The following is a 21,688-nucleotide window of genomic DNA, read 5'->3' on the forward strand; positions in this document are numbered from 1 at the left end:
ACGGAGAGATCCCATGACGACACGAGCCACGCGCGGACCGCGGCGACGCACTGTCGTCGCTCTGGCGGTCATCCTCTCGGTCCTGGTGGCGTTCGTCGTCCGCCTCGTCGACATCCAGGTCGTGAGCGCCGACGAGCACGTCTCGCAGTCGCTCGAGCACATCGGGGCGGGTTCCGCCATCCCCGGCCAGCGCGGCTCGATCGTCGACTCCGGGGGCACCGTGCTCGCATCGAGCGTCATGGTCTACGACGCCCAGCTGAGCCCGCAGGTGATCATGCTCGTCGAGGAGAAGAACCCGAAGCTGCCGTGGGCCGAGGCCTCGGACAAGATCGCCGCGATCACCGGTCAGACCGGCGAGGAGGTGCGGGCGCTGGTCTCCAACGCCCTCGCCGAGAACCCGAACAGCCAGTACGCGCCGCTCAAGAAGGGCCTGAACACCGAGCAGTACATCGCCCTGCGCGACCTCGGCATCGGCTCCTACCTGTCGCTCAAGCCGCGGGAGACGCGGGTCTACCCGAACGGTGCGGTCGCCGGGAACATCCTCGGCTTCCTCGACAACACGGGGGAGGCGAAGGCCGGCGTCGAGCAGCTCGAGGAGACGTGCCTCGCGCCGGTCGACGGTGAGGAGACGTACCGCAAGGGCAAGGATGGCGTCGTCATCCCGGGCAGCGAGAAGGTCGTCGACGCCGTGGACGGCGGCACCGTGCAGCTCACGATCAACAGCGACCTGCAGTGGTACCTCCAGCAGATGATCGGCGAGGAGGCGCAGAAGCAGGGCGCCAAGGGCGGCACCGTGACGGTCGTCGAGGTGGCGACGGGCAAGATCCGCGCTGCGGCCGAGTGGCCGGCGATGGACCCCAACGACCTCGACTCCTCCACGCCCGAGACGCGCTACAGCCAGATCTTCCACCGAGACTTCGAGCCGGGATCCACGTTCAAGGCGATCACCGCCGCGGCCGCGATCGAGGGCGCGGGTCTCACGCCCCTGAGCACGGTGACCGCCTCGTCGCGCGAGACGTTCCCGAACGGTGCCGTCATCAACGACGCCTTCTCGCACCCGGCCTACAACTACACGCTCGCGGGCGGCCTGATCGACTCGTCGAACGTCGCACTGTCCAAGTTCGGCACCATGGTGTCGCCCGAAGTGCGCTACGACTACCTGCAGCGGTTCGGCGTCGGCCAGAAGACGCTCGACTTCCCGTCCGAGGTGTCCGGCCTGCTGCACCCCGTCTCCGACTGGGACAGCCAGTCGCTGTACACGACCACGTTCGGCCAGTACTTCACGGTCACCGCGCCGCAGCTCGCCGGCGCATACCAGGCGATCGCGAACGGCGGCGAGAAGATCGACCTGTCGCTGGTCGAGTCCTGCACCGGTGCGGACGGCACGGTCTCCGAGCTGAAGAAGCCCGAGCACGAGCAGATCGTCGCACCGCAGACCGCGGCCGACCTCACCCGCATGCTCGAGAACGTCGCCGTCCAGGGCGGCAACGCCGATCGCATCCAGGTTCCCGGCTACCGCGTGACGAGCAAGACGGGTACCGCACAGGTCTCCGACGGCAACGGCGGATACAAGGCCGGCGTGTACTACACGAGCATGGTGGGCTTCGCTCCGGTCGACGATCCGCAGTACGTCGTCGTGGTCACTCTCGACGAGCCGACTAAGGTTGTATCGTCCGCGGCCACCGCATCCGCCTTCCAGAAGGCGATGACGCAGGTGATGAAGACCTATCGCGTGATGCCGTCCTCTGTCCCGATGGACGCGCTCCTCCCCAAGTTCGGATAGTCGGCGAGAGCCGCGCATGGAGATGACATGATCGCCCTGACGCTCGCTGAGATCACCGCCGCTGTCGGCGGTGATCTGCGTGTGGCCGGAGAGCACACCCCCGAGACCGTCGTCGACGGCCTGGTCGACACCGACTCGCGCACCATGCGGCCGGGATCGATCTTCGTGGCGAAGCCCGGCGCGGAGACCGATGGACACCGTTTCGTCGGTGCGGCGGTCGAGGCCGGTGCCGTGCTCGCGATCGTGGAGCATCCGGTCGACGTGCCCGTCAGCCAGATCGTCGTCTCCGACGCCGTGGTCGCACTCGGCGAGCTGGCGCGCGAGGTCGTGGGCCGCGTGCGCGCGGGCGGTGGGCTGCGTATCGTCGGCATCACCGGGTCCAACGGCAAGACCACGACCAAGAACTTCCTCGCACGCATCCTCGCCGACGAGGGGGAGACCGTCGCCCCGATCAACTCCTTCAACAACGAGGTCGGTGCCCCCGTCACGATGCTCCGCGTGACCCACGACACCCGGTACCTCGTGAGCGAGTTCGGGGCGGCCGGCCCGGGGAGCATCGCCCGCCTCGCCGGGCTCGTCGAACCCGACCTCGTCGTCGTGCTCATGGTCGGACTCGCGCACGCGGGCGGCTTCGGCGGCATCGAGGCCACGGCCAAGGCGAAGTCCGAGCTCGTGTCGGCGGCGCGGGTTCCGGGCACCGCCGTGCTCAACGCGGACGACCCCCGGGTGTGGGCGATGCGCGAGCTCGCCGAGCACCGCGGCCTTCGCGTCGTCGGCTTCGGTCAGTCCGACGCGGCCGAGGTTCGCGCCCACGACATCGTCGTGTCCGCCTCCGGGACGACCTGCACGATCGAGGTCGCGGGGGAGCGCCGCCCGCTGCGGCTCCGCGTGCTCGGCGCTCATCACGTGACCAACGCGCTGGCCGCTCTCACCGCGGCCGTGCAGCTCGGCGTGGCACCGGCCGATGCGATCGCCCGCCTGGAGACCGTCGAGATCGCCGAGCGCTGGCGCATGCAGCCGATGGGCAACGATCGCGTGCGCATCATCAACGACGCCTACAACGCGAGCCCCGACTCGATGGCCGCCGCTCTGCGCACGCTCGCGCAGATCACCGGCCCGGACGAGCGCACGGTCGCCGTCCTGGGGGCCATGAGCGAGCTGGGCGACAGCGCGGGCGAGGAGCACGACCGCATCGGCCTGCTCGCGGTGCGTCTCAACATCCGCCGCATCGTGGTGGTGGGCCCTGAGGCGCGCCGCCTCTACCTGGCCGCGGTCGGCGAAGGCTCCTGGGACAGCGAGGCCGTGCATCTGCCCGACCAGGATGCGGCGTTCGAGTACCTGCGCACGGAGCTGCGCGACGGCGACCGCGTGCTGGTGAAGTCATCCAACTCCGTGGGCCTGCGGCATCTCGGCGATCGTCTGGGAGAATTGTTCTCGTGAGGTCACTCATCATGGCGGCGGCGATCTCGCTCGCCTTCACCCTGTTCCTGACCCCCGTCTTCCTCCGGCTCTTCCGGAAGTGGGGCTGGGGGCAGGTCATCCGCACCCCCGAGTCCGTGCACAACCCCAGCCACGAGGCCAAGCGCGGCACCCCGACCATGGGCGGCGTGATCTTCATCCTCGGCTCCATCGTCGGCTACTTCACGGGCGTCCTGGTGAGCGGGGAGACGCCCGCGCTGTCCGCGATCCTGGTGATCTGGCTCATGGTGGGCTTCGGCGCGGTGGGCTTCATCGACGACTACATGAAGGTGCGCAGTCAGCGCAGCCTCGGCCTCTCCGGCTGGCGGAAGGTGATCGGCCAGCTCCTGGTCGTCATCCCGTTCGGCATCGTGGCGTTGAACTTCCCGAACCGGTGGGGACAGACGCCCGCGAGCGCCTCGATCTCGCTGTTCCGCGACATCACCTGGCTCAACCTCTTCGCCTTCGGTGTGGTCCTCGGCTGGATCCTGTACCTGGCGTGGATCGCGATCATCGGCGTGGCCACGTCCAACAGCGTCAACCTCACCGACGGCCTCGACGGGCTCGCGGCCGGTGCCGGCGTGCTCGTCGTCGGCGCCTACAGCGTGATCGCGTTCTGGCAGTTCAAGCAGCCCTGCATCGGCGGCGACCCCGGCGCGCTCGGCGGATGCTACGAGGTGCGCGACCCCTTCAACCTGGCGATCATCTCGGCCTCGTTCGCCGCGAGCCTCATCGGCTTCCTGTGGTGGAACGCCCCGAAGGCGAAGGTGTTCATGGGCGACGTGGGCTCGATGGCGATCGGCGGCGTCGTGACCGCGATGGCGATCCTGACGCGCACCGAGCTGCTGCTCCTCGTGATCGCGGGCGTCTTCGTCCTCTCGTCCGGCTCGGTCATCCTGCAGCGGGCGTACTTCAAGGTCACGCGCGGCAAGCGGCTGTTCCTCATGAGCCCGTTCCACCACCACCTCGAGATGCGCGGCTGGTCGGAGGTCACGATCGTCGTGCGCATGTGGATCATCGCCGGCCTGCTCGCGGTCTCGGCGATCGGACTGTTCTACGTGGAGTGGCTGACCCGTGTCGGCTGAGCGTCTGGCCGGACTGACCAGCTGGAACGCGGACTGGTCGGGGCTGCGCGTCGCCGTGCTCGGACTGTCGATGACCGGCTTCTCGGTCGCGGACACCCTGGCGGAGCTGGACGCCGACGTGCTCGTGCTCAGCGAGTCGGCGGACGAGGAGTACGCGCGCCTGCTGCCCGTGATCGGCGCGGCCCTCGAGCTGGGGTCGCTCGCCGAGGTGCCGGAGGCCCTGCGCGCGTTCGAGCCGGAGGTGGTGATCGCGTCGCCGGGCTTCTCGCCGTCGCACCCCGCGATCCGCTGGGCGCAGGACGCCGGCGTCGCGCTCTGGGGGGACGTCGAGCTCGCGTGGCGGGTGCGGGACAAGGTGCTCCGCGCCGACGGGACCCCGGCCGACTGGGTGCTCATCACCGGCACCAACGGCAAGACCACGACCACGCAGCTCACCGCGACGCTGCTGGTCGAGGGCGGCCTGCGTGCGGCCCCGTGCGGCAACATCGGGGTGCCCGTGCTCGACGCGGTGCGCGACCCGGCCGGCTTCGACGTGCTCGTGGTGGAGCTGTCGAGTCATCAGCTCTGGTACCTCGGGCTGTCGCAGCCGGAGGGGGAGCTGTTCCCGTACTCCGCCGTGTGTCTGAACCTCGCCGACGATCACCTCGTGTGGCACGGCAGCGCGGAGGCCTACCGCGACGCGAAGGCCCTGGTGTATCGCAACACGCGCGTGGCCTGCGTCTACAACAAGGCCGACGTGGCCACGCGCCGCATGGTCGAGGAGGCCGAGGTCGTCGACGGCGCCCGCGCGATCGGCTTCGACCTGGGCATCCCCGGCCCGAGCGACCTCGGCGTGGTCGAGGGGCTGCTGGTCGACCGGGCGTTCCTCGATGACCGCGCCCGCAGCGCCCTCGAGCTCACCACCGTCGCCGAGCTCGAGTCCGCTGGACTCTCGGCGCCGCACATCGTGCAGAACATCCTCGCCGCCAGCGCACTCGCCCGGTCGCTCGGCGTCGAGCCGGAGGCGATCCACTCGGCCCTGCAGGGCTTCCACCTCGACGCCCACCGCATCCAGGTGGTCGCGCGCCACGCCGGCATCACCTGGGTCGACGACTCCAAGGCGACGAACCCGCACGCGGCAGCCTCCTCGCTGCGGGCGTACCCCGGAGCGGTGTGGGTCGTTGGCGGTGATCTGAAGGGTGTGGACATCTCCGAGCTCGTGGCCGATGCCGGGGCGTCCGCCCGCGCGGCGGTCGTGATCGGTGTGGAGCGCGGCGATGTCGTGGCGGCATTCGGGCGACACGCGCCGGCGGTGCCGGTGTTCGAGGTCGACGCTGGCGACACTGGACAGGTCATGAACCGCGTGGTGGAGATCGCCGCGGGGATCGTCGAAGACGGGGGCACCGTGCTGTTGGCCCCGGCCGCGGCGTCCTTCGACCAGTTCTCCGGCTATGCGGAACGTGGCCGCCGCTTCGCCGAGGCGGTACGTGAGTGGATCGAGCGGGGGAGCGCCGATGACGCAGGTGGCTCGCCCTCCGCGCTCTGAGTCGGGCGGCCTCGCGGCCCGGGTGTCTCTGGGGCGCCGGTTCACGCCGGTGTCGACCGAGTTCCTCCTGATCGCGTCGACCGCGCTGCTCCTCACGATCTTCGGCCTGGTGATGGTGCTGTCGGCCACCAGCGCGACCGCCGTCGCGAACGACCAGAACCCGATGGACGGCGTGCTGCGCCAGGGCGTCTTCGCCCTGCTGGGCATCCCGCTGATGTTCCTCATCAGCCGTCTGCCGATCGCCTTCCTGAAGCGCATGGCCTGGCCCGCGCTGTTCGGGGCGGTCGCCCTGCAGCTGCTGGTGTTCACGCCTCTGGGCATCGCGGACGGCGGCAACCGGAACTGGATCCAGATCGCCGGGTTCCAGATGCAGCCGTCCGAGTTCCTCAAGCTCGCGCTGGCCCTGTGGATCGCCGCGGTGCTGCTGCGCAAGCAGACCATGCTGGGCACCTGGCACCACGTGTTCATCCCGGTCGTGCCGGTGGGCGCTCTCGCGATCGGGACCGTGCTGGCGGGCAAGGACCTGGGCACCGCGATGGTGATGGTCCTGATCCTGCTCGGCTGTCTGTTCTTCTCGGGCGTCAAGCTCCGGCTCTTCATCATCCCGATGATCCTCGGCGTGGTCGCGGTGCTCGCGTACGCACTGTCCAGCGAGGATCGGATGCGGCGCATCACCGCGACGTGCGACGACATGGCGCTCTACTACACCGACTGCTACCAGTCGATCCATGGCATCTGGGGCATGGCCTCTGGCGGCATCTTCGGGCTCGGCCTGGGCAACTCGCAGGAGAAGTACGGCTGGCTGCCCGCCGCGGGCAACGACTTCATCTTCGCGATCGTCGGCGAGGAGCTCGGCCTGATCGGCTGCATCGTGGTGCTGGCGCTGTTCACGTTCTTCACGGTCGGCGCGTTCCACATCATCCGCAAGACGCCGGACCCCTTCATCCGGGTCGCCGCGGGCGGCATCACGGTGTGGATCGTGGGCCAGGCGGTGCTGAACATCGGTGTGGTGATCGGTGTCTTCCCCGTGATGGGCGTGCCGTTGCCGTTCATGTCGCAGGGCGGGACGGCGCTGTTCGCGGTGCTCGTGGCCTGCGGTGTGCTGCTCGCCTTCGCCCGGACGATCCCCGTCTCGGAGAAGCAGTCAGGTGCGCGGGGTAGGGTCGCTCGGTGACCTCGTATCTTCTCGCCGGCGGTGGCACCGCCGGCCATGTCAACCCGCTGCTCGCGGTCGCCGATGCGTTGCGCGAGCGTGACCCCGAGGCCACGGTCCTGGTGCTCGGGACGGCTGAAGGCCTGGAGTCGCGGCTGGTGCCGGAGCGCGGGTACGAGCTGCTGATCGTCGACAAGGTGCCGTTCCCGCGCCGTCCGAACGCGCAGGCAGCGGCGTTTCCCGGTCGCTTCCGTCGTGCGATCGCTCAGGTGCGTCAGCACATCCGCCGTCACCGCATCGACGTGGTGGTCGGATTCGGCGGGTACGCGTCGGCTCCCGCGTACGTGGCGGCGCGCCGCGAACGGGTGCCGTTCGTGGTGCACGAGGCGAACGCCAAGCCGGGTCTCGCGAATGTGCTCGGCGCCCGGGCTGCCGCAGGGGTGGGCGTCGCGTTCGAGGGCACACCGCTTCGCCGTGGCGAGGTCGTCGGCATGCCGCTGCGACGTGAGGTGATCGCGCTCGACCGTGCCGCGACGCGTGCCGAGGCGGCGGAGCACTTCGGCCTCGACCCCGCACGACCCGTCCTGCTCGTGTTCGGCGGTTCCCTCGGAGCCCAGCGGCTGAACGACGCGATCGCCGATTCCTGGCGCGACATCCTCGACGCCGGGTGGCAGCTGCTGCACGTGACGGGGGAGCGCAGCGACCTCGAGGATCCCCGCGTGCCTGGCTATACGATGCGCCGCTACGTGGACCGCATGGACCTCGCGTTCGCGCTGGCCGATCTGATCGTGTCGCGGTCGGGTTCGGCCACCGTGAGCGAGGTCAGTGCTCTGGGCATCCCCGCGCTCTACGTCCCGTACTCGGTGGGCAACGGCGAGCAGCGGCTCAACGCCGGCTCGGCGGTGGCAGCGGGAGCAGCCGAGCTGCTCGACGACGCCACCTTCGACGGCGACGCGGTGCGGCGGCTCGTCGTGCCCCTGCTCGGCGATCCCGAGCGCATCGCGCGCATGGCGGCGGCCGCGGAGAACGTCGGTACCAGGAACGGTACGGAGAACGTGATCCAGCTGATCGACCGTGCCCTCGGTGCGGCGTGACTCCGGCGTCCCGACCGGAACGAAAAGTAGACTGAAGCGGACATGATCAGACCCGACCTCTCCCTCCCCCTTCCCGAGACGATCACCTCCGCGCACTTCATCGGCATCGGCGGCTCCGGCATGAGCGGGCTCGCCAAGATGTTCCTCGACGCCGGCATCCGGGTGTCCGGAAGCGACCGCGCCGACAGTGACAACCTGCGTGCCCTCGCCGCCGCGGGCGCGACCGTGCACGTCGGTCACGACGCCGCGCACCTGGGCGACGCCGACACCGTGGTGCACACCGGTGCCATCTGGCCGGAGAATCCGGAGTTCGTGACGGCGAAGGAGCGCGGTCTCCACGTCATCCACCGCTCGCAGGCGCTGCACTGGCTGATCGGATCGCGACGTCTGGTGTCGGTTGCGGGGGCCCACGGCAAGACCACCTCGACCGGGATGATCGTGACCGCGCTGCGCGAGCTCGGGGCGGAACCGCACTTCGTCAACGGCGGCGTGATCGAGCAGCTCGGAGTGTCCAGCGCCACGGGAAGCGGTGACCTGTTCGTGATCGAGGCCGACGAGTCGGACGGCACGTTCCTGCTTTACGACACCGCGGTCGCGCTCATCACGAACGTCGACCCCGATCACCTGGACCACTACGGGTCGGACGAGGCGTTCCACGACGCGTTCGTGCGGTTCGCCGACGCGGCCTCGGAAGCCGTCGTGATCTCCAGCGACGACCCCGGTGCGCTGCGGGTCGGGGCGGGGCTGTCCCACCCCCACGTGCTCACGTTCGGTGAGGCGGAGGACGCGGATGTGCGCCTGACCGACATCGTCACGGACGGACCGGTCGCGGCGACTCTGGTGTACGCGGGGGAGCAGGTGCGCATGCAGCTCGCCGTCCCTGGGGCCCACAACGCGATCAATGCGACCGGTGCCGTCGCCGTGCTCGTCGCGCTCGGCTTTCCGTTCGCCGACGCGGTGCACGCGATGGAGGGCTTCGCGGGGACCGTGCGTCGGCTCGAACGCCACGGGGAAGAGCGCGGCGTCACGGTGTACGACGACTACTCGCATCACCCGACCGAGGTCAGGGCGGCGCTGGAGGCGATGCGCACTCTCGCCGGCGACGGCCGACTGATCGCGATCCAGCAGCCGCACACCTACTCCCGCACGCAGCACATGTATCAGGAGTTCGCCGATGTGCTCGAGCAGCTGGCCGACCACACCGTGATGCTCGACGTCTACGGCGCCAGGGAGGATCCGGTTCCCGGTGTCACCGGTGAACTCGTGAGCGGTGCGTTCCACGACCCCTCGCGCGTGCACTTCGTGGCGGACTGGCAGCAGGCCGCCGACTACACGGCCTCGGTCGCGCGCGCGGGCGACGTGGTCGTCACGCTCGGCTGCGGCAACGTGTACCAGATCATCCCGCAGGTGCTGGAGTCGCTGCGTCGGACCGACGGGGCGTAGCGCATGCGCCGGCCCGCACCGCTTCCGAGCGCTCCGGATGCCCCGGAGCAGGCGCCCGCCGCGCCGGAACGGACTGCGCGTGCGCGTCGCCGTGATCCGGAGCCGCCGATCCCGCTCGTCGATGAGCCCGCGGGCGAGGCCGTGCAGGATGACGACGCGGAGCGTCCCACGTCGACGAGGGAGGTGTGGCGGGCGGCTCGCGCTCGTCGCAAGGCGCTGCGCGCGGAGATCCGCCGCTTCACGCAGCGGTCACGTCGGCGCCGGATCGTCTGGCTCAGCAGCCTGGGTGCCCTCGTGCTGCTGGTGGGCGGGAGCGTCGCGGCGGCGTACAGCCCGCTGTTCGCGGTCGAGCGGATCACGGTCGCGGGGGCGACGACGATCGATCCTGCCGTGATCGAGGCGGCGCTGAGCGACCAGGTCGGCACCCCCCTCGCGCTCGTGGACACGAGTGAGGTGAAGGCCGCTCTCCTGGCGTTCCCGCTGATCGAGACGTACTCCCTCGAGGCGCGCCCTCCGCACGACCTGACCGTGCGCATCGTCGAGCGGACGCCCATCGGGGTGATCTCGTCGTCGGCGGGCTACACGCTGGTGGATGCGGCGGGTGTGGCGCTGTCGACGACGGCGGAGCAGCCCGCGGGTCAGCCGCTCGTGGAGACCGAGGGCGGGGTGGATTCGGCCGCGTTCCGCAGCGCCGGTCTGGTGGTGCGTGCACTGCCGGAGGGGATCCGCACGGCGCTGACGGAGGTGAGGGCGTCGACCGCGGACGATGTGACGCTCACCCTCAGCACCGGGCTCACGGTCGTGTGGGGGAGTTCGGAGGAGTCGGGTCTGAAGGCGCTCGCGCTGTCGGCGGCGCTCACCGCGAACCCCGAGGCGTCGTCGATCGATGTGACCTCGCCGGACGTCGCGGTCGTCGGCTGACGGCTTTCGGCGGGAATGGGGCGACACGCCCGTGTCGCTGCGCGCGCGCGGCCGGGCGGCGCTTACCTTCGATCTGAGAGAACGCAATACCGGGAAATACTTTACACCTCTAGTTGAGGTTTAAGGTTCCCATCCAAGGCTCGACTAATCGGAGGCCGGCCATGAGCCAGAACCAGAACTACCTCGCCGTGATCAAGGTCGTCGGCGTCGGCGGTGGCGGCGTCAACGCCGTCAACCGCATGATCGAGCTCGGGCTCCGCGGAGTCGAGTTCATCGCCGTGAACACCGATGCGCAGGCGCTGCTCATGAGCGACGCCGACGTCAAGCTCGACGTCGGCCGCGAGCTCACGCGCGGCCTCGGGGCGGGTGCCGACCCGGAGGTCGGTCGCCGTGCTGCGGAAGACCACGCGGAGGAGATCGAGCAGGCGCTGACCGGCGCCGACATGGTGTTCGTCACCGCCGGTGAGGGCGGTGGCACCGGAACCGGTGGCGCGCCCGTCGTCGCCCGCATCGCCAAGTCGATCGGCGCCCTGACGATCGGTGTCGTGACCAAGCCGTTCTCGTTCGAGGGTCGCCGCCGCCAGAGCCAGGCGGAGGCCGGCGTCGCCAAGCTCAAGGAAGAGGTCGACACCCTCATCGTGGTGCCCAACGACCGCCTCCTGGAGATCAGCGACCGCGGCATCTCGATGATCGAGGCCTTCGCGACCGCCGACCAGGTGCTCCTCGCCGGTGTCCAGGGCATCACGGACCTCATCACCACCCCCGGTCTGATCAACCTCGACTTCGCCGACGTCAAGTCGGTCATGCAGGGTGCGGGATCCGCGCTCATGGGCATCGGGTCGGCGCGCGGCGCCGACCGGGCCATCAAGGCCGCCGAGCTCGCGGTCGAGTCTCCGCTGCTGGAAGCCTCGATCGAGGGTGCGCACGGCGTGCTCCTCTCGATCCAGGGTGGCTCGAACCTGGGCATCTTCGAGATCCACGACGCCGCGGACCTGGTGAAGGAGGCCGCGCACCCGGAGGCGAACATCATCTTCGGTACCGTCATCGACGACACGCTCGGCGACGAGGTGCGCGTCACGGTCATCGCCGCGGGTTTCGACGGCGGGGAGCCGTCGCTGCGCCTGGACCCGATGGTCGTCTCCCGGCCGTCCACCGCATCGCTGCCGGAGGTCGCCCTCTCGGACGAGGCCGAGAAGCCCGCGGAGACGCCCGCCACCGAGTCGGCCCCGGCACCGCAGCGCACGCCGGCCACCAGCATCGAGCCGGCATTCGCCGACGACGACATCGACATCCCCGAATTCCTGAAGTGACGGCTCCGATGGGTGCTCCGGCGCCATCGGAGCTCGCTGCGCGGCTGTCGGCGATCGACGAACGGATCGCCGACGCCGCGCGCGCGGCCGGTCGCGCACCGGAGGAGATCACCCGGATCGTCGTGACGAAGTTCCACCCGGCGGCTCTCGTGCGCGAGCTGCACGCCCTCGGCGTCTCGGCGGTGGGGGAGAACCGCCAGCAGGAGCTGACCGCGAAGGCCACGGAGCTCGCCGACCTCGACCTGCAGTGGCACTTCATCGGCCAGGGGCAGACCAACAAGGCGGGGGCCATCCGGCGCAGCGCCGACGTGGTGCACTCCGTCGACCGCGACCGCTTCGCCGACGCGTTGCATCGAGCGGCCGACGGCGACGATGTGGTCGACGTGCTCGTGCAGATTAATTTGACCGACGACCCGGGTCGCGGCGGTGTCGCACCCGACGCGGCGACCGCTCTGGCCGAGCACGTGCTGTCGCTGCCGTCGCTGCGGCTGCGCGGCGTCATGGCCGTCGCGCCGCTGGACGAGGAGCCCGCCTCCGCGTTCGCGCGGCTCCGCGGCATCGCAGAGGGCATCCGTACGATCGAGTCGACGGCCACGTGGATCTCGGCCGGTATGACCGGCGACTTCGTCGAAGCCATCGCCGCCGGCGCGACACACCTGCGCATCGGTTCCGCAATCACGGGACCGCGCCCCGACCGGGGTTAACCTGTGACAAGACCAGCCCGAGACGTTCGAACCGGAGGACACGATGGGTAACCCGCTGAAGAAGACCATGGTGTATCTCGGCCTCGCCGACGAGGAAGAGGTCTACGAGGAGGAGACGCAGGCACCCGCCCGAGCCCACCGTGAGCGTGAGCGCGAGCGCGAGGAGCCGACCCCGGCCCCCGTCACGCCCCTCCGTCGTCCCGTCGCCGTCCGTCAGCCCGCAGCAGGAGCCGTGAACGAGATCCTCACCGTCCACCCGAAGCAGTACCGCGATGCGCAGCTCATCGCGGAGAACTTCCGCGAGGGCGTCCCGGTCATCATCAACCTCTCCCAGATGAGCGACGCCGACGCGCGTCGCCTCATCGACTTCGCGAGCGGTCTCTCCCTCGGCCTGTACGGCCGTATCGAGCGCGTCACCTCCAAGGTGTTCCTGCTCTCGCCGGAGAACATCGCGGTGTCCGGGCACGGGGGAATCGCGCACGCGGACGCCGAGTCCGCGGGCTTCGACCACTCCTAACCCGTGCAGCTGGTCTCGGTCCTCGCCAGCATCGTCCACCTGGTGCTGCTGCTGTACATCTTCGTGCTCTTCGCGCGGCTCATCCTGGACTACATCCCCCTGTTCAACCGGGAGTGGCGTCCGAAGGGATTCGGCCTCGTCGCCGCGGAGGCCGTCTACACGGTCACCGATCCGCCGATCCGGTTCTTCCGGCGGATCATCCCGCCGCTGCGCATCGGGCAGCTGTCGCTCGATTTCGGGTTCGCGCTCACCCTGCTGGTGGTGCTGATCCTGATGAACATCGTCCGGCTCTTCATCCGCTGACGCCGTGGCGTGTCGCGCCTCAGGGCGCCGGTGAGTTCGCCGAGCCTGGGTGTCGCGGCGTCGCGAGGCCAAGGCTCGGGGGCTATGCTGGCACCCAGGTGCGCGCCCCGGGTTCGCGCCACATCACGAACACGCCATACATCGGTACTGGCAATCGAACTCATCGAAAGAGGAGCCACCCATGGCACTTACCCCGGATGACGTCGTCACCAAGCAGTTCCAGCACGTCCGCTTCAAGGACGGCTTCGACCCGGACGAGGTCGACGACTTCCTCGACGAGATCGTCATCGAGTGGCGCAAGGCCCTCGAGGAGAATGCCGAGCTGAAGGCCAAGCTGGCCGCGTACGAGTCCGGTGCCGCGCCCGCCGCCGCCGAGACCCCCGCCCCGAAGCCGGTGGCCGCGCCCGCCGCCGAGGCCACGCCCGCCGAGCCCGCTCCGACCGGTTCTGCCACGGCGACCGCCGGGATCATCGAGCTCGCCCAGCGTCTGCACGACGAGCACGTCGCCGAGGGTGAGGCCAAGCGCAACGCGCTCATCGCGGAGGCGGAGACCGAGGTCGCTCGCATCCGCACCGAGGCCGAGGCCAAGCAGCGGGAGGAGTCGGCGCGTCTGGAGCGCGAGCGCAACACGCTCGAGGCCCGCATTACCGAGCTCCGCAACTTCGAGCGCGACTACCGTGCTCAGCTGCGCGGCTACATCGAGGGTCAGCTCCGCGACCTCGACGAGAAGTCGGCTTCCACGGACTCCACGCCCGTCTCCGCGATCGGCCTGTAAGGCGTCGCGTTGACAGGACGTCGTCCCCTTCGTCGGTCGGCGGCCGGCGCGCTCGTTGCGATTCTCGCAGCGGTCGTGCTGGCCGCCGATCAGTTTGTGAAGTACCTCACCATCGAGCACCTTCCGCTGCACGAGGTCGTCCCCGTGCTCGGGGAGTTCCTGCAGCTGTATTACATCCGCAACCCCGGAGCGGCGTTCTCGCTCGGGTCCGAGGTCACGTGGATCTTCACGATCGCCCTCGCGGTCGTCGCGGGAGTGATCGTCTGGAAGGCCTTCGGCCTGAGGTCCCGGTTGTGGGCCGTCGTCCTCGGCTGCCTGCTCGGCGGTGTGCTCGGCAACCTCAGCGACCGGCTGTTCCGCGAGCCCGGGTTCCCGGTCGGCCACGTGGTCGACATGATCTCCATGCCGTGGATGATGCCCGCGATCTTCAACGTCGCCGACATCTTCATCGTCACCGGCATGATCTCGGTGGCACTGCTGGTGGTGTTCGGCCTGCGCTTCGACGGCACCCGCGAGCGCGACCACGCGCCGGTGGAGACCGATGAGGACGCAGAGGCCGTCGCGGCCGAGCACGAGGCTGCGGTGAGTGAGAGCGACCGTGTCGTCGACGGACGCGCGTCGGCCGAGGCGGGGTCGTCGTCTCCCGAGGAGCGCTGAGCGTGGAGTCGCGCTCTCTCCCCGTCCCGGACGGGCTCGACGGCACGCGCGTCGACGCGGCCCTCGCGAAGCTGCTCGGCTTCTCGCGGACGTTCGCGGCGGAGGTCGCGGCGAGCGGCGGTGTGCGGCAGGACGGCGCGACGCTCGACAAGTCGGACCGTCTGCACGGCGGGGCCTGGCTCGAGGTGGAGTGGCAGCCCAGGGAGGCGCCGAGGATCGAGCCGATCGCGGTGCCCGAGCTGGGCATCGTGTATGACGACGACGACATCGTGGTGGTCGACAAGCCCACCGGGGTCGCCGCCCATCCCTCGCTGGGCTGGGAAGGGCCCACGGTCGTCGGGGCTCTGGCCGCCGCGGGTTTCCGGATCGCCACGAGCGGGGCTCCGGAACGGCAGGGCGTGGTGCATCGGCTCGATGTGGGCACGAGCGGGCTCATGGTCGTCGCCAAGAGCGAGAGCGCGTACACCGCGCTCAAGCGCGCGTTCAAGGAGCGGACGGTCGAGAAGATCTATCACGCGGTCGTCCAGGGACACCCCGACCCGCTCGTCGGCACGATCGACGCGCCCATCGGGCGCCACCCGAATCACTCGTGGAAGTTCGCGGTCGTGCCGGACGGCAAGCCATCGGTCACGCACTACGAGACGCTCGAGGCGTTTCCCGGAGCCTCGCTGCTGGAGATCCACCTGGAGACCGGGCGCACGCATCAGATCCGCGTGCACATGGCCGCGCATCGTCACCCCTGCGTCGGGGACCCGCTGTACGGCGCCGACCCCACGCTGTCCGCACGGCTCGGGTTGACGCGACAGTGGCTGCACGCCCACCAGCTCGCGTTCGCGCACCCGACCACCGGCGAGTGGGTGCAGTTCGAGTCGCCGTACCCGGCGGACTTCCGGCACGCGCTGGACGTGCTGCGCGGGGAGTAGCGGCTGTCCCGGGGTGCCGCGCGCGCGGTGTCGGTGGTGTGCGCCACACTGACCGCATGAGCATCGTGGTGCGCCCCGCGACCGTCTTCGACGACGTCGCGACACTGGTGGGTCCGAAGAAGCCGACGTCGAACGTCTGCTTCTGCCTCAGCTATCGGATCGGCAACAAGGAGAACGTGTCCCTGCGCGGGCAGGCTCGTGCGGATCGCGTGCGCGAGCTGTGCCACCAGGACCCGCCGCCGGGCGTCATCGCGTATCTCGACGATGAGCCCGTGGGGTGGGCGGCTCTGCATCCCCGGCGTGACACCAGCTTCGCGCGCAATCGCCTCATCCCGCACGTCGACGATCTGGACGTCTGGTCGCTGTGGTGTTTCCGCGTGCGCCCGGGATTCCGCAAGCAGGGTGTCTCGCACGCGCTGATCGACGGCGCGGTCGCGTACGCCAGGGAACGCGGGGCTCCAGCGATCGAGGGATATCCGGTCGACAACGCGGGGGAGAAGGTGAACCTCACGATGGCGTACGTGGGGACCCGGTCCCTGTTCGAGGGTGCCGGCTTCACGAAGGCTGCCGACACCGGGTCCGTGCTCGACGGGTTCCCCCGGGTGCTCATGCGTCTCGACCTGCGGTGACGGGCCGTCGTGGAGTGACCGACCGGGTGAGTGAGGACCGGGGAACGCGCGGCGGATCGGTCGTCGCCGGGGCGCCGCGACGAGTTTCGAACCGGATCGTGGTTCTGAGGCAATACATAGTGTGAGCACAGACAGCGAGATCATTCAGCGGTCGCTCGGGCAACCCCGGGCGTTCGCCGAACTGTTCGACAGACACGCCGGCGCGGTGGGTGGCTATGCCGCCCGCCGCCTCGGGATGGATGCCGGAGAGGACGTCCTCAGCGAGACGTTCCTCGTCGCCTTCGCGCGGCGGTCGTCGTTCGACACGTCCTGGGACTCCGCACTCCCGTGGTTGTACGGCATCGCGTCGCGGCTGATCAAGAAGCACAGGGCGCGCGAGGCGAAGCACCTGCGGTCGGCGGCGCAGTCGGCGGCCCGTGAGGAGCACATCGCTCACGGCGACCTCGACGGGACGATCGCCCGGCTCGACGCCGAGCTCTCGACCCGTCAGCTCGCCCCGCTGATCGCCGCGCTGTCGGCGAAAGACCGCGAGACTCTTCTGCTCTACGCCTGGGGCGACCTGAGCTACGAGGAGATCGCGCTCGCCCTCGGCGTTCCCGTGGGAACGGTGAGGTCCCGCATGAACCGGGTGCGGACACGGTTGGATCCGGCGCGCGCCCGCGGTCGGAACACGATGGTCACGGAGAAGAAGGGAGAAGTCGATGGACGTTTTCGAGCGCGTGCGTGAGGTCAACCGGGGGGCCGGCCTCAGCGAGGAGCACCTGACGTCGGCCAGGGCACGGCTTCTCACGGGGATCGACGCGGGGGTGGCGGCCGAGCGGGCACGGAGGGTGCGCCGGCCGCTGTTCCTCGTCGCCGGGGCGGTCGCGGGGGTCGCGGCCGCCACGGCCGGGGTCGTGATGCTGAGCCAGCTGACGGCACCGGAGCCGCGCGTGGAGGCCGTGCCGGTGCAGACGCTCGATCCGCGCCCGCACGGCGACCCGCTGCCGCGTCCGTCGGCGACGTCGGGGACGGGTGCGACCGAGCCGTTCCCCGGTACGACCCCGCAGGCGGGGCAGTATCTGCAGATCCGCTACACCAGCGACGCGCTCTACTTCCGGGATGGTGTGGGGGGCGTGTTCCGCTGGCCGCGGAGCGGCGACCCGCAGACCATCTCGGCCGCCGTGATGCGCTCGCACGCAGTGGACTACGTGCCGGCCGACCGCGCCGGCACGTGGGTCAGCCGCTATGGGCCCTCGATGGAGCGCGTCGAGCTGTTCGGCACCGATACCGAGGTGATGCGATGGACGTGGGACAGCCTCGCGCCGTACCGGCCAGAAGTTTCTGAGCTGCAGTCGGTCGGCGGGCGGCAGTACGGTGACCTGCCTCCGGTCGGTGGCCCCGGCTACTACGACGCCGCGCCCCGGGATCCGCAGGGGCTGCTCGACTACTGGTCGAGTTTCTTCGCCGAGGCCGGCGGTGCGCGCGATGACTCGGTGCTCATGGAGATCCTCAGCCAGCTGAAGCAGAACATCGCGCCCCCGGACGTGCGGTCGGCGTATCTGTCCGCTCTGCAGCTCACGGGACGTGCCACGGTCGACTCGACGGCGGGTTCGGAGGTGACGTATCGCGTCGAGTTCACCGATATCGACGCGCGGACCGAGACGATCACGATCGACAGCACCACGGGATGGGTCGTCGAGTCCGCGATCTGGTACGTGAAGCAGTCCGGGCACGATCTCGTGCCGTCGGGTGTGCCGGACGAACGAACCACCTACGACGTGTCGATCGTCGACGCGATCCCCTGACAGCCACGGCGGCCCGGACACGGGCCCCGGCACCGATCTCGGTGTCGGGGCCCCGCCGTAGACTCGGAACATGGCATCCGATTCCTTCGTCCACCTGCATGTGCACAGCGAATACTCGATGCTGGACGGCGCAGCGAAGATCAATGCCATGACGCAGGCGGCGGCCGACTACGGCATGCCGGCGATCGCCGTGACCGACCACGGCAACACGTTCGCGGCGTTCGAGTTCTACCGGGCGGCGCAGGCCGCGGGCATCAAGCCGATCGTCGGGCTGGAGGCGTACGTCACCCCCGGCACGCACCGCAGCGACAAGACCCGCGTGCAGTGGGGCTCGCCCGATCAGAAGAGCGACGACGTCTCGGGGTCCGGCGCGTACACCCACATGACCATGTGGAGTCAGAGCACCGAGGGGATGCACAACCTCTTCCGGCTCAGCTCGCTCTCGAGCATGGAGGGCTACTACTTCAAGCCCCGCATGGACCGCGAGCTGCTGCAGACCTACGGCAAGGGCCTCATCGCGACGACCGGGTGCCCCTCGGGCGAGGTGCAGACGCGTCTTCGTCTTGGGCAGTACGACGCGGCGCGGGCGGCGGCGGCGGAGTTCCAGGACATCTTCGGCAAGGAGAACTACTTCGCCGAGATCATGGACCACGGCCTGTCGATCGAGCGCCGGGTGATGACCGACCTGCTGCGGCTGGCCAAAGACCTGGGCATCCCGCTGGTGGCCACGAACGACTCGCACTACACGCACCAGCACGAGGCCGACGCGCACGAGGCGCTGTTGTGCGTGCAGTCGGGGTCAACGCTCGACGACCCGAACCGCTTCAAGTTCGACGGCGACGGGTACTACATCAAGACCGCGGCCGAGATGCGGCAGCTGTTCCGCGATCACCCGGAGGCGTGCGACAACACGCTGCTGATCGCCGAGCGCTGCGAGGTGGAGTTCAACACCTCCGCCAACTACATGCCCCGCTTCCCCGTGCCGGACGGCGAGACCGAAGACAGCTGGCTCATCAAGGAGGTCGAGAAGGGCCTCCACTACCGCTACCCGAGCGGTATCCCCGACCGGGTGCGCAAGCAGGCGGAGTACGAGACCGGCATCATCCTGCAGATGGGGTTCCCTGGCTACTTCCTCGTCGTCGCCGACTTCATCAACTGGGCCAAGGACAACGGCATCCGCGTCGGTCCCGGCCGAGGCTCCGGCGCCGGATCGATGGTGGCGTACGCGATGCGGATCACCGACCTCGACCCCCTGGAGCACGGTCTCATCTTCGAGCGCTTCCTCAACCCGGACCGCGTCTCGATGCCCGACTTCGACGTCGACTTCGACGACCGCCGCCGTGGCGAGGTCATCGAGTACGTGACGGAGAAGTACGGCTCCGAGCGCGTGGCGCAGATCGTGACCTACGGCACGATCAAGTCCAAGCAGGCGCTCAAGGATGCCGGCCGCGTGCTCGGGTTCCCGTTCAGCATGGGGGAGCGTCTGACCAAGGCCATGCCCCCCGCCGTCATGGGCAAGGACATGCCCCTCGATGGCATGTTCGACTCCGCGCACCCGCGCTACAAGGAGGCGAGCGAGTTCCGGGCGCTGATCGAGACCGACCCCGAGGCGAAGACGGTGTTCGATCGCGCGCTCGGGCTCGAGGGCCTCAAGCGCCAGTGGGGCGTGCACGCTGCCGGTGTGATCATGTCGTCGGAGCCGCTGCTCGACATCATCCCCATCATGCGCCGCGAGCAGGACGGGCAGATCGTCACGCAGTTCGACTACCCGTCGTGCGAGACGCTCGGCCTGATCAAGATGGACTTCCTGGGGTTGCGCAACCTCACGATCATCTCGGACGCGCTCGACAACATCCGCATGAACCGAGGCGAGGAGCTCGACCTCGAGCACCTCGGACTCGACGACCCCGCGGTGTACGAGCTCCTCGCGCGCGGCGACACGCTGGGCGTGTTCCAGCTCGACAGCCCTCCGCTGCGGTCGCTCATGCGCCTGATGAAGCCGGACAACTTCGGTGACATCTCGGCCCTCATCGCGCTGTACCGCCCGGGCCCGATGGGCGCGAACTCGCACACGAACTACGCGCTGCGCAAGAACGGCCAGCAGCAGATCACGCCGATCCACCCGGAGCTCGAGGAACCCCTGGCCGAGATCCTGGAGGAGTCCTACGGCCTCATCATCTACCAGGAGCAGGTGATGGCCATCGCGCAGAAGGTCGCCGGGTTCAGCCTCGGTCAGGCCGACATCCTCCGTCGCGCGATGGGCAAGAAGAAGAAGTCCGAGCTGGACAAGCAGTACGAGGGCTTCGCCGGCGGTATGAAGGAGCGCGGCTTCGGCGAGGGCGCGATCAAGGCGCTGTGGGACATCCTCCTGCCCTTCTCCGACTACGCGTTCAACAAAGCGCACTCCGCCGCGTATGGTCTCGTGTCCTACTGGACCGCGTACCTGAAGGCGCACTACCCGGCCGAGTACATGGCGGCGCTGCTGACGAGCGTCGGCGACTCGAAGGACAAGATGGCGCTGTACCTGAACGAGTGCCGCCGCATGGGTATCCGGGTGCTGCCGCCCGACGTCTCGGAGTCGATCAACTTCTTCGCCGCCGTCGGCGACGACATCCGCTTCGGTCTGGGAGCGGTGCGCAACGTGGGCACCAACGTCGTCGACGGGATCGTGCAGGCCAGGAAGGATGAGCGCTTCACGTCGTTCCACCACTTCCTCGACAAGGTCCCGCTGCATGTCGCCAACAAGCGCACCGTGGAGTCGCTCATCAAGGCGGGCGCGTTCGACTCGATGGGCGACACGAGGCGTGCGCTGCTGGAGGTGCACGAGGACGCCGTGGAGGCCGCGGTCGACCGGAAGCGCAACGAGGCTCAGGGCGCGATCGGGTTCGACTTCGACAGCCTGTACGACGGGCTGGAGGAGGTCGCGCCGGCCAAGGTCCCCGCCCGACCCGAGTGGATCAAGAAGGACAAGCTGGCGTTCGAGCGGGAGATGCTCGGGCTGTACGTGTCCGACCATCCGCTCGCGGGCCTCGAGGTGCCTTTGGCGAAGCACGCGTCGATCTCGATCCATGACCTCAACAACTCGGAGGACCTACAGGACGGCGACCAGGTGACGGTCGCGGGCCTGGTCACGAGCGTGCAGCACCGGGTGGCGAAGGCCAGCGGAAACCCGTACGGCATGATCACGGTCGAGGACTTCAACGGCGAGGTCACCGTGATGTTCATGGGCAAGACGTACACGGAGTTCCAGCACACCCTCCAGCAGGACGCGATCCTGGCCGTGCGGGGGAGGGTGTCGCGCCGCGACGACGGCCTCAACCTGCATGCCCAGTCGGCCTTCGCACCCGATGTGGGCTCGTTCGACGCCGCAGGCCCGCTGTCGCTCGTGCTCGCGGAGCAGCGCGCCACCGAGCGCGTGATGCACGAGCTCGCCGAGGTGCTGCGACGGCACAACGGCGAGACCGAGGTGCTGCTTCGGGTGCACCGCGGCGGGACCGCGAAGGTGTTCGAGGTCCCGATGCCGGTGAAGGTGTCGGCCGACCTCTTCGGTGACCTCAAGTCACTGCTCGGCCCGACCTGTCTGGGGTGAACGGGTAGGATCGGGAGCCGTCGACAGCACCG

At 69.3% G+C, this 21,688-nt stretch carries 19 protein-coding genes; all 19 read left to right on the forward strand.

The genetic code is table 11. The features are described 5' to 3' along the window. The first annotated feature begins 13 nt into the window (after positions 1 to 13). Positions 14 to 1,783 carry a peptidoglycan D,D-transpeptidase FtsI family protein gene (locus tag DW299_RS16955; RefSeq protein WP_136037287.1) on the forward strand — a complete coding sequence of 590 codons (1,770 nt, stop codon included), beginning with the start codon at positions 14 to 16 and terminating at the stop codon, positions 1,781 to 1,783. 27 nt (positions 1,784 to 1,810) lie between these two features. Then, positions 1,811 to 3,223 carry a UDP-N-acetylmuramoyl-tripeptide--D-alanyl-D-alanine ligase gene (locus DW299_RS16960; protein WP_136037288.1) on the forward strand — a complete coding sequence of 471 codons (1,413 nt, stop codon included), beginning with the start codon at positions 1,811 to 1,813 and terminating at the stop codon, positions 3,221 to 3,223. Continuing rightward, the gene (gene mraY, locus DW299_RS16965) at positions 3,220 to 4,326 is read left to right on the forward strand and encodes a phospho-N-acetylmuramoyl-pentapeptide-transferase (protein WP_136031316.1); all 1,107 of its coding nucleotides are present in this window, start codon (positions 3,220 to 3,222) and stop codon (positions 4,324 to 4,326) included. Before DW299_RS16960 ends, mraY begins: the two co-directional genes overlap by 4 nt. Then, positions 4,316 to 5,851, forward strand: coding sequence for a UDP-N-acetylmuramoyl-L-alanine--D-glutamate ligase (gene murD / locus DW299_RS16970; RefSeq protein WP_136037289.1), 1,536 nt, complete (start codon positions 4,316 to 4,318; stop codon positions 5,849 to 5,851). Before mraY ends, murD begins: the two co-directional genes overlap by 11 nt. After that, positions 5,820 to 7,025, forward strand: a complete 1,206-nt coding sequence (gene ftsW, locus DW299_RS16975) for a putative lipid II flippase FtsW (RefSeq protein WP_136031320.1) — start codon at positions 5,820 to 5,822, stop codon at positions 7,023 to 7,025. Before murD ends, ftsW begins: the two co-directional genes overlap by 32 nt. Continuing rightward, entirely contained in the window at positions 7,022 to 8,098 is a 1,077-nt protein-coding gene (locus tag DW299_RS16980; protein ID WP_136037290.1) for a UDP-N-acetylglucosamine--N-acetylmuramyl-(pentapeptide) pyrophosphoryl-undecaprenol N-acetylglucosamine transferase, read from the forward strand. Before ftsW ends, DW299_RS16980 begins: the two co-directional genes overlap by 4 nt. Positions 8,099 to 8,140: 42 nt before the next feature. Next, positions 8,141 to 9,541, forward strand: coding sequence for a UDP-N-acetylmuramate--L-alanine ligase (gene murC / locus DW299_RS16985; protein WP_136037291.1), 1,401 nt, complete (start codon positions 8,141 to 8,143; stop codon positions 9,539 to 9,541). A 3-nt stretch (positions 9,542 to 9,544) separates the two neighbouring features. Continuing rightward, entirely contained in the window at positions 9,545 to 10,462 is a 918-nt protein-coding gene (locus DW299_RS16990) for a cell division protein FtsQ/DivIB (protein WP_136031326.1), read from the forward strand. A gap of 161 nt (positions 10,463 to 10,623) precedes the next feature. After that, positions 10,624 to 11,772: a cell division protein FtsZ gene (ftsZ, locus tag DW299_RS16995; protein WP_136031329.1), complete on the forward strand. Its 1,149-nt coding sequence runs from the start codon at positions 10,624 to 10,626 to the stop codon at positions 11,770 to 11,772. Positions 11,773 to 11,780: 8 nt separating this feature from the next. Beyond that, positions 11,781 to 12,476, forward strand: a complete 696-nt coding sequence (locus tag DW299_RS17000; protein WP_136037302.1) for a YggS family pyridoxal phosphate-dependent enzyme — start codon at positions 11,781 to 11,783, stop codon at positions 12,474 to 12,476. Between the two features lie 43 nt (positions 12,477 to 12,519). Beyond that, a complete protein-coding gene (locus tag DW299_RS17005; protein WP_136031331.1) occupies positions 12,520 to 12,993 on the forward strand; it encodes a cell division protein SepF in 474 nt (157 codons plus the stop codon). Between the two features lie 3 nt (positions 12,994 to 12,996). Beyond that, complete coding sequence (locus tag DW299_RS17010; protein ID WP_136031333.1) at positions 12,997 to 13,296, forward strand: YggT family protein; 300 nt, start codon at positions 12,997 to 12,999, stop codon at positions 13,294 to 13,296. 181 nt (positions 13,297 to 13,477) lie between these two features. Beyond that, positions 13,478 to 14,071 (forward strand): DivIVA domain-containing protein, encoded by a 594-nt coding sequence (locus DW299_RS17015; RefSeq protein ID WP_136031335.1) that lies wholly within the window; start codon positions 13,478 to 13,480, stop codon positions 14,069 to 14,071. A 96-nt stretch (positions 14,072 to 14,167) separates the two neighbouring features. Then, on the forward strand, positions 14,168 to 14,728 hold the full coding sequence (lspA, locus tag DW299_RS17020) for a signal peptidase II (protein WP_240744563.1): 561 nt from the start codon (positions 14,168 to 14,170) through the stop codon (positions 14,726 to 14,728). Between the two features lie 2 nt (positions 14,729 to 14,730). Further along, a complete protein-coding gene (locus DW299_RS17025; RefSeq protein WP_136031337.1) occupies positions 14,731 to 15,651 on the forward strand; it encodes an RluA family pseudouridine synthase in 921 nt (306 codons plus the stop codon). Between the two features lie 56 nt (positions 15,652 to 15,707). Continuing rightward, positions 15,708 to 16,280 (forward strand): GNAT family N-acetyltransferase, encoded by a 573-nt coding sequence (locus tag DW299_RS17030; protein WP_136031339.1) that lies wholly within the window; start codon positions 15,708 to 15,710, stop codon positions 16,278 to 16,280. Between the two features lie 121 nt (positions 16,281 to 16,401). Then, on the forward strand, positions 16,402 to 17,007 hold the full coding sequence (locus DW299_RS17035) for an RNA polymerase sigma factor (RefSeq protein WP_136037292.1): 606 nt from the start codon (positions 16,402 to 16,404) through the stop codon (positions 17,005 to 17,007). Further along, the gene (locus DW299_RS17040) at positions 16,982 to 18,067 is read left to right on the forward strand and encodes a hypothetical protein (RefSeq protein ID WP_136037293.1); all 1,086 of its coding nucleotides are present in this window, start codon (positions 16,982 to 16,984) and stop codon (positions 18,065 to 18,067) included. The genes DW299_RS17035 and DW299_RS17040 overlap by 26 nt, the downstream gene beginning before the upstream one ends. Before the next feature lie 70 nt (positions 18,068 to 18,137). Then, positions 18,138 to 21,656, forward strand: a complete 3,519-nt coding sequence (gene dnaE / locus DW299_RS17045) for a DNA polymerase III subunit alpha (RefSeq protein ID WP_136031345.1) — start codon at positions 18,138 to 18,140, stop codon at positions 21,654 to 21,656. The last annotated feature ends 32 nt before the right edge of the window (positions 21,657 to 21,688 follow it).

The organism is Microbacterium sp. K35 (genome assembly GCF_004794375.1).
Classification (GTDB): domain Bacteria; phylum Actinomycetota; class Actinomycetes; order Actinomycetales; family Microbacteriaceae; genus Microbacterium; species Microbacterium sufflavum.